This window comes from Polynucleobacter cosmopolitanus (assembly GCF_002224225.1).
Classification (GTDB): Bacteria; Pseudomonadota; Gammaproteobacteria; order Burkholderiales; family Burkholderiaceae; genus Polynucleobacter; species Polynucleobacter cosmopolitanus.
Map to the genome: position 1 here is coordinate 247,500 of NZ_NJGG01000003.1, position 6,533 is coordinate 254,032.

At 42.8% G+C, this 6,533-nt stretch carries 7 protein-coding genes; 2 read left to right on the forward strand and 5 right to left on the reverse strand.

The window, feature by feature from the left end; translation table 11 throughout:
* The first annotated feature begins 27 nt into the window (after positions 1 to 27).
* Both AOC33_RS09000 and AOC33_RS09005 read left to right on the forward strand, forming a co-directional pair.
* A complete protein-coding gene (locus tag AOC33_RS09000; protein WP_089516701.1) occupies positions 28 to 834 on the forward strand; it encodes a peptidylprolyl isomerase in 807 nt (268 codons plus the stop codon).
* Positions 835 to 941: 107 nt separating this feature from the next.
* Complete coding sequence (locus AOC33_RS09005) at positions 942 to 2,279, forward strand: NAD(P)H-dependent oxidoreductase (protein WP_089516672.1); 1,338 nt, start codon at positions 942 to 944, stop codon at positions 2,277 to 2,279.
* A 297-nt stretch (positions 2,280 to 2,576) separates the two neighbouring features.
* Here AOC33_RS09005 and AOC33_RS09015 read toward each other — a convergent pair whose 3' ends face one another.
* The 5 genes from AOC33_RS09015 to AOC33_RS09035 all read right to left on the reverse strand — a co-directional run bounded on the left by AOC33_RS09015 (position 2,577) and on the right by AOC33_RS09035 (position 6,274).
* On the reverse strand, positions 2,577 to 2,996 hold the full coding sequence (locus AOC33_RS09015) for a bactofilin family protein (protein WP_089516674.1): 420 nt from the start codon (positions 2,994 to 2,996) through the stop codon (positions 2,577 to 2,579).
* A 198-nt stretch (positions 2,997 to 3,194) separates the two neighbouring features.
* On the reverse strand, positions 3,195 to 3,611 hold the full coding sequence (locus tag AOC33_RS09020; RefSeq protein WP_219349925.1) for an ExbD/TolR family protein: 417 nt from the start codon (positions 3,609 to 3,611) through the stop codon (positions 3,195 to 3,197).
* 12 nt (positions 3,612 to 3,623) lie between these two features.
* Entirely contained in the window at positions 3,624 to 4,262 is a 639-nt protein-coding gene (locus AOC33_RS09025) for a MotA/TolQ/ExbB proton channel family protein (protein WP_089516675.1), read from the reverse strand.
* Between the two features lies 1 nt (position 4,263).
* Positions 4,264 to 4,887, reverse strand: a complete 624-nt coding sequence (locus tag AOC33_RS09030; protein WP_089516676.1) for an energy transducer TonB — start codon at positions 4,885 to 4,887, stop codon at positions 4,264 to 4,266.
* A gap of 7 nt (positions 4,888 to 4,894) precedes the next feature.
* Positions 4,895 to 6,274: a hypothetical protein gene (locus AOC33_RS09035; RefSeq protein WP_089516677.1), complete on the reverse strand. Its 1,380-nt coding sequence runs from the start codon at positions 6,272 to 6,274 to the stop codon at positions 4,895 to 4,897.
* Positions 6,275 to 6,533: the final 259 nt, after the last annotated feature.

Below are 6,533 nucleotides of genomic sequence, written 5' to 3' on the forward strand. Positions count from 1 at the left end.
TTAACTTATTCAAAATATCTAAACATCATGAAGAAATTACTCCCGACTTTGGCCCTTTCTGTTGCAGCCACCATGACCATCACGGGTGCTTTGAGCACCCCTGCTTTGGCACAAAATGCAGCGGTTGTGAACGGCAAAGCCATTCCAAAAGCAAAATTAGATAAATTAATCGCTAATTCTGGTCAAGGCAGTAATCCTGAGTTGCGTGAGCGTGCTCGCGATATGTTGATCACCCGTGAGTTGATCAATCAAGAGGCTATCAAACGCGGTTTGCTGACCAATGACGATATTCAAGAACAACTTGAGCAAGCTCGCTTGAATATCTTGGTAGGTGCTGTATTTGAAGATTACATTGCGCGTGGCGGCGTATCTGATGCAGAGTTAAAGGCATCTTACGAGCAGATCAAGACTCAATTTGAAGGCACTGAATACAAAGTTCGCCATATTTTGGTTGAAAAAGAAGCCGATGCCAAAGCATTGATCGCAAAAATCAAAGCCGGTGAAAAATTTGAAGATTTGGCCAAAGCCAATTCTAAAGATCCAGGTTCTGCTGCCAATGGTGGTGACTTGGATTGGATGACGCCGCAGGCGCTGGTCCCAGAGTTCTCTAAAGTGATGGTGGCCTTGCAAAAAGGTCAAATGACTGAGAAACCTGTGAAATCACAGTTTGGTTTCCATGTGATTCGCGTTGATGATATGCGTCAAGCCAAGGTTCCTGATTTGGCTGAGCTCAAGCCTCAATTAATTCAGATGATGAGCCAAGATCAAAACTGGCAACGAGCTAAATTTGAAGAAATGCTCAAAAATCTGAAAGCCAAGGCAAAAATTCAATAAGCTCTGAGCTGTTTAGTTAAAGTCCCACTACCGTAATAAAAAAGTACAAAGCCATCTTTTTAAAATAAGATGGCTTTTTTGTTTGTTTCATTTGAAAGAGATTTGTCATGAGCTTGCATCATCAATTACAACAATTAGCTGCCAACCATCAGAGTATCAAGGTGGGTTTGATTGGTGCGGGTAAATTCGGTTCGATGTATTTGTCTCAAATACCCACAACCCCCGGTGTTCAATTGGTGGGTATTGCAGATTTATCTCCTGCGGGTGTTAAGAGGAATCTCGAGCGTGTAGGCTGGACGAATGAACAATCCAATGCAAAGTCTTTGGATGATGCGATCAAAACTGGTCAAACTCATATTTCTGAAGACTGGCAAGCCTTGGTTTCTCACCCAGCCATTGATGTGATTGTGGAATGCACAGGTCATCCGATTGCTGCAGTTGATCATTGCTTATTAGCCTTTGCCAACGGTAAGCATGTTGTGAACGTGACCGTTGAAGCTGATGCCTTTTGTGGTCCTTTATTGGCTCAGAAAGCCAAAGAAGCTGGGGTTGTGTATTCATTGGCATTTGGTGATCAACCCGCTTTGATCTGTGACTTGGTCGATTGGGCCAGAACCTGTGGCTTTCCGGTGGTGGCTGCTGGTCGTGGTCATAAATGGTTGCCTCATTTTTCAGAATCGACCCCAGAGACTGTTTGGGGCAATTATGGTTTAACACCTGAACAAGCCAGTCGTGGTGGCCTTAATCCAAAGATGTTCAATAGTTTTTTGGATGGCTCTAAGCCATCGATTGAGAGCACGGCTGTGGCAAATGCCACAGGACTATCAGTGCCTAGTAATGGTCTGCTCTACCCACCTGCAAGCGTCGAAGATATTCCATTTGTGACGCGTCCAATTGCTGAAGGTGGCGTGCTCGAGAAAAAAGGTATGGTGGAGGTGATCTCTTCATTAGAAGCTAATGGCAGAAAAATTCCGTATGACATCCGCATGGGTGTTTGGGTGACTGTTGAAGCAGAAACTGATTACATCAAGAATTGTTTTGAAGAGTACAACGCTCACACTGATCCAAGTGGGAGGTACTTTACGCTCTATAAACGTTGGCACTTGATCGGTTTAGAAGTCGGTATGTCAGTGGCCAGCGTTGCGTTGCGTAAAGAAGCGACTGGTGTTGCTCATTGTTGGAATGCCGATGTAGTCGCCACCGCTAAACGTGATCTCAAAGCTGGTGAGCTATTGGATGGTGAAGGTGGTTATACGGTTTGGGGCAAGCTCTTGCCTGCCAATAAATCTCTAGCCATGGGCGGCCTTCCTTTAGGATTGGCTCATGACATCAAGGTGGTTCGTCCAGTTAAAAAAGGTCAATCACTTTGTTGGAATGATGTCGCGGTGGATAAGAACACCCACGCTTATAAGATCAGACAAGAGTTAGAGACGAAGTTCAAGTAAGACTTTTTATTGGGAACTTGAGTCTAGATAATCGTGTTCTTGGAGACCAAGATAACGCCCTACTTTTCTTGATACTTGTACTTTATGGTGCGCTGAAAAGAAGTTAGAGGTTTCGCCATTCTCTAATTGAATAATGTGTTTGGGTGCTAAGACACACGCGTGAGCCAGTTCCGCTTCTGATAAATTTTTATCTATTCTTGCCTGTTTTAGCTTATCCCCATTGATGGAGGGTTCGTTGAGCAAGGTTTTGGTTAGCATATGGCTTGGAGTGGTTTTTAGGATAGTCTTGCTAGCTGATTAGTCTGGCCTGCTGATCTTATCAATCAGATTTCTTGCCTCAGTGACACTTTCCACCGCACCAGTGGCTTCGATTTTCTTGACCATGAGTCCTAAGATTTCGGCCCCATGTTCAATACCTAATAAACCATAGTGGATATCTCCTTTAACTTTTGATGTTTCATGGAGTTCACATTTTTCGCGTGCGTAGATATTGCCGTCAACTTGTCCGTTAACAAGTACTCGATGGGCCCTGACATCACCATGAACTAAACCGGTGTGACCGATGGCCACTGTTACCTGATTTTCATTAGATGATTCGATTGAACCCTCAATGGTTCCATCCAGGCGGATGCTTTTATTCACCACCATGCGACCTTCTATTCTGGTGGCAGAGCCAATCAATGTATCAAAGGACTCTTGTGAGTCCGATGAATGCATTTTTTTTGTTTTATTGAAAAGCCCCAAAATCTGTCCTCGATACCATCATATTTAATGAAGTACAGACAATGTAGGGCTATGTAGGTTTTTTAGCAATTAGCTATAGAGTCAATTAAATCAATAGCTTATGATGCTATGCAGCAAGATTATAGTTATTAGAACTAGTTAGCTGATCAGTGAGCGATAAGAGTGAAAAAGCTACTTCTTTGTGACGGGAACACTCACAAAAGACATCTTAGTAACACCATTGGCTTGGGCAATGGCCATGATTTCAGCCACTCGCCCATAAGGAACTGCTTTATCAGCGCTGACTTGAAGCTGAAATTGTGGCGTAGAAGACTTATCCTTTAAAAGCTGTCCCAGGTCCTTATCGGATACCTGCTGCCCCTCAAAAGTAGCCTGGCCATTAGATTCAACGATGAGCTGAGCATTTTTAGCATTGTCTTGTTGCGCCACAGCTTGTGTTTTTGGCAAGTTAACTTTCATCGATTGAGGAACAATCAATGGGGCTGTAACAATAAAAATCACGAGCAGTACCAACATCACGTCCACCAATGGTGTGACGTTCAGTTCAGCCATCAAGCTGTCTTCACTTTTTTGCGATGTCATGGCCATGATGAGCTCCCCTTACTTTTTTGAAGCTTGTTTTGAAGCCAAGCGCAAGAATGATTCTGAGAACCCATCCACTTCTGTGATCCAGACCTTCATTTTGCGTAAAAAGAAGTTATAAAAAAGCACTGCTGGCATAGCCGCTGCAATACCAATCGCAGTTGCAATCAAGGCCTCACCTATAGGGCCAGCAACAATATCAATACTGGCTTGTCCGCTGGCACTGATTTCCTGAAGAGCTACCATGATGCCCCAGACTGTTCCAAAAAGACCAATGAATGGCGCTGTTGAACCAATCGATGCAAGTTCAGCCAAGCCTTTTTCTTGTATGCGCAAGATTTTCTGAATCTCTTGGCGCATCGGTCTTTCTAGGATGTCGTGTATCTCACCACTGTATTTGAGTGAGTCAGGGCTTTGTTGGCATTCCTTGTATTCAAGAATGCCAGCATTGGCAATTTGCGCCAACTCAGAAGAGTTGCCTTGCGCCACAGAGATACCCTCTTCCCAACTCTTGGCGGCCCAAAATTGATCTTGGAAAGATTGATTGTTAATGGCAAGTCTTTTGAATTGCTTCATTTTTACTACGGCGATGGTCCAAGTAAAAATAGACAAAGCAATCAAAACTACTAATACAGCATTGATGATAAAAGAGTTCATGTTATCGGCTCTTGAGGTTGAAATTGATAGGTATACGAACAACTTGAGTGACTATAACGCCATCTTTTCTGGCAGGTGTAAATTGCCATTGTTTAACAGTTTGCAAAGCTGATTGATCTAAGAGGTCGTGACCACTGGATGATTCAATGGCTACTTTACCAGCACGACCATTAGCCAATACTTCTACCAGTAAAGAAACTTTACCCTCTAGGCGCATTTTGACAGCCAAGGGTGGATAAGGAGGTTTTGGATTTTTTAAATAAGATGCTTTGTAATCAGCATCGGTCGTAGGTGCTGCTGCTGGCCCCAAGGCAGAGCTAGCAGAACTGGTAGACAGTGTTTGAGGTGTTTGTTTGGTCTGCGTGCCATCTTTATCTTTGGGCAACACTTGCTCTTTTTTTTCCACCTTTTGAGGTGTGGGCGGCTGCGCAATGCTTCTTTGCTCGCCGCCAGAGGAAGGAGCTAGAACAGATAGCTCAATAGTCAAATCGGGGATTTTCTTTAATCGAAAGTTAGGTAACCCAAAGATACCAATCAAAGCAATCAGCACATGAATCCCAACAACCCATTTAATGACTTTTTTAAAGTCATTGGCATAGTTAAATGAGATGAGTAATTGACTCATAAGCTAATTATTGCCAGGTAACTTGGCATTCATCTGCAGTTGAATTTGGCGCACAATTAGCAGATTTACCGTCCTCAATTTCTCCAACGCTCACTTGAGCTTCGACTGCTGAATTATTGGATTCATCTGAGAATACTGCCATGCGCATCAATTTACCAGAGAGTACGCCAGCTGAAACATCTGTTGATGGCACATCACGAAGAACATCTGCTAATCTAATTAAGCCTGGACCAGTAGAAATTTCTGGTGGGTTTGAGAATGAGTAACTCAAACTCATACCAACAGTCATCTGATAAGAAGCAGCCAATACTCTGATCTTACCGCTATCAGATGACAAGGCAATGCCCGCATTACCTAAAATCTCAAAAATCTTAGATTCATAGGTTTGATTGGCTACTGTGTTGACACTACCACCTAATGAAACCGTACCTCTGACGCTAGGAGCCTGCTCACCCTCTAGATACTCAAGAGTTCTCGCGCTGACTGAGTAAAGTTTGCGTTGGGCACCAACTGTTGAGCTAAATATAACTTCTGCATTCTGGGCCCTGTCTCTTGCGATGGCAATTGTTACCAATGAGTGAGTACCCTCAACTTGGTCATTAACTGGGCTATTAAATTGAATCTTTGGGTCCACAGAGATCAAAGTTCTGACCAAGCTAGCATTATTTTCTTTTACATAAGCAGGATCGAAAGCGCTATAACCAGTTGCGCCAGACAAGTTCCAGTTCACCTGATTATGAATAGATGTAGCAGGAATACTTCCGATGTTAATGCTGCGCCCTAGTCCCGCCTGATACTGTTGCTCAAATTGTGTTGATATATCTGCGTAGATATTTATATCTCTACCAGCTACAACATTTAAATCATAAATTAAGCCATGTGCATCAAGATTCGAATTAATAGTGCGATTAACACCCGGTGCCAAACCAATATCATTTGCAATAGTCACATCATTGGATGCCTGCAGACTTAAATCGTGCTGAGCACTACCTTCTTTAGTGCCAACATAAATACCTCTTCTGGTTCCAGTAGGAATAACTGTAACAACACCATTCACAGCGGTAGTCTCAATATAACTATAAATTTTTCTACCAATATCTAAATCACCACCTGGAACGTCAACACCGTTTGAATTCTGACCGGCTATTAAAGAACTATTACCTGTGAGGATGATTGAATTTGGACCAGTCCATGTTTGGTTGCCAGTAGTTCTGATTGTTCCGTTCAGCATCACATCACCAATCACGGAAATTGTGTTGGCGTTCAAGGTGCCGTTAAGCGTTAATGTTCCACTAATATTTATGTTACCTAGAATAGGATCGGCTTGATCTGTTCCATTAGATCCTGTATTGAGAACTAAGTTACCTTGAGCAATTAATTCCTGCATAACATTTAGTGAGCTTGCATTAATTATGGTGTTTATTGTCAAAGTTACTTGATCTTGATACGTTTGTGACCCAGTAGTAGCTAATATTCCACTATTAACAACTACATCACCAGTTGAATTTGCTCTAATACTTGCTGCATAAATTTCACCATCAAGCGTTATAACACCAGAGCTATTAAGCGAAAGGTCGCCGACATAAGATATTGGTGTTCCAACTGCATTGAGTCTGATATTGCCCGAACCTGTCGATACGGTTAAA

Bases quoted from the DNA above. Each gene is read 5' to 3' on its own strand.
- AOC33_RS09030 (WP_089516676.1), bottom strand. From the start codon at position 4,887: ATGAGTCAATTACTCATCTCATTTAACTATGCCAATGACTTTAAAAAA.
- AOC33_RS09005 (WP_089516672.1), top strand. From the start codon at position 942: ATGAGCTTGCATCATCAATTACAACAATTAGCTGCCAACCATCAGAGT.
- AOC33_RS09035 (WP_089516677.1), bottom strand. From the start codon at position 6,274: ATGCAGGAATTAATTGCTCAAGGTAACTTAGTTCTCAATACAGGATCT.
- AOC33_RS09025 (WP_089516675.1), bottom strand. From the start codon at position 4,262: ATGAACTCTTTTATCATCAATGCTGTATTAGTAGTTTTGATTGCTTTG.
- AOC33_RS09015 (WP_089516674.1), bottom strand. From the start codon at position 2,996: ATGCATTCATCGGACTCACAAGAGTCCTTTGATACATTGATTGGCTCT.
- AOC33_RS09000 (WP_089516701.1), top strand. From the start codon at position 28: ATGAAGAAATTACTCCCGACTTTGGCCCTTTCTGTTGCAGCCACCATG.
- AOC33_RS09020 (WP_219349925.1), bottom strand. From the start codon at position 3,611: ATGGCCATGACATCGCAAAAAAGTGAAGACAGCTTGATGGCTGAACTG.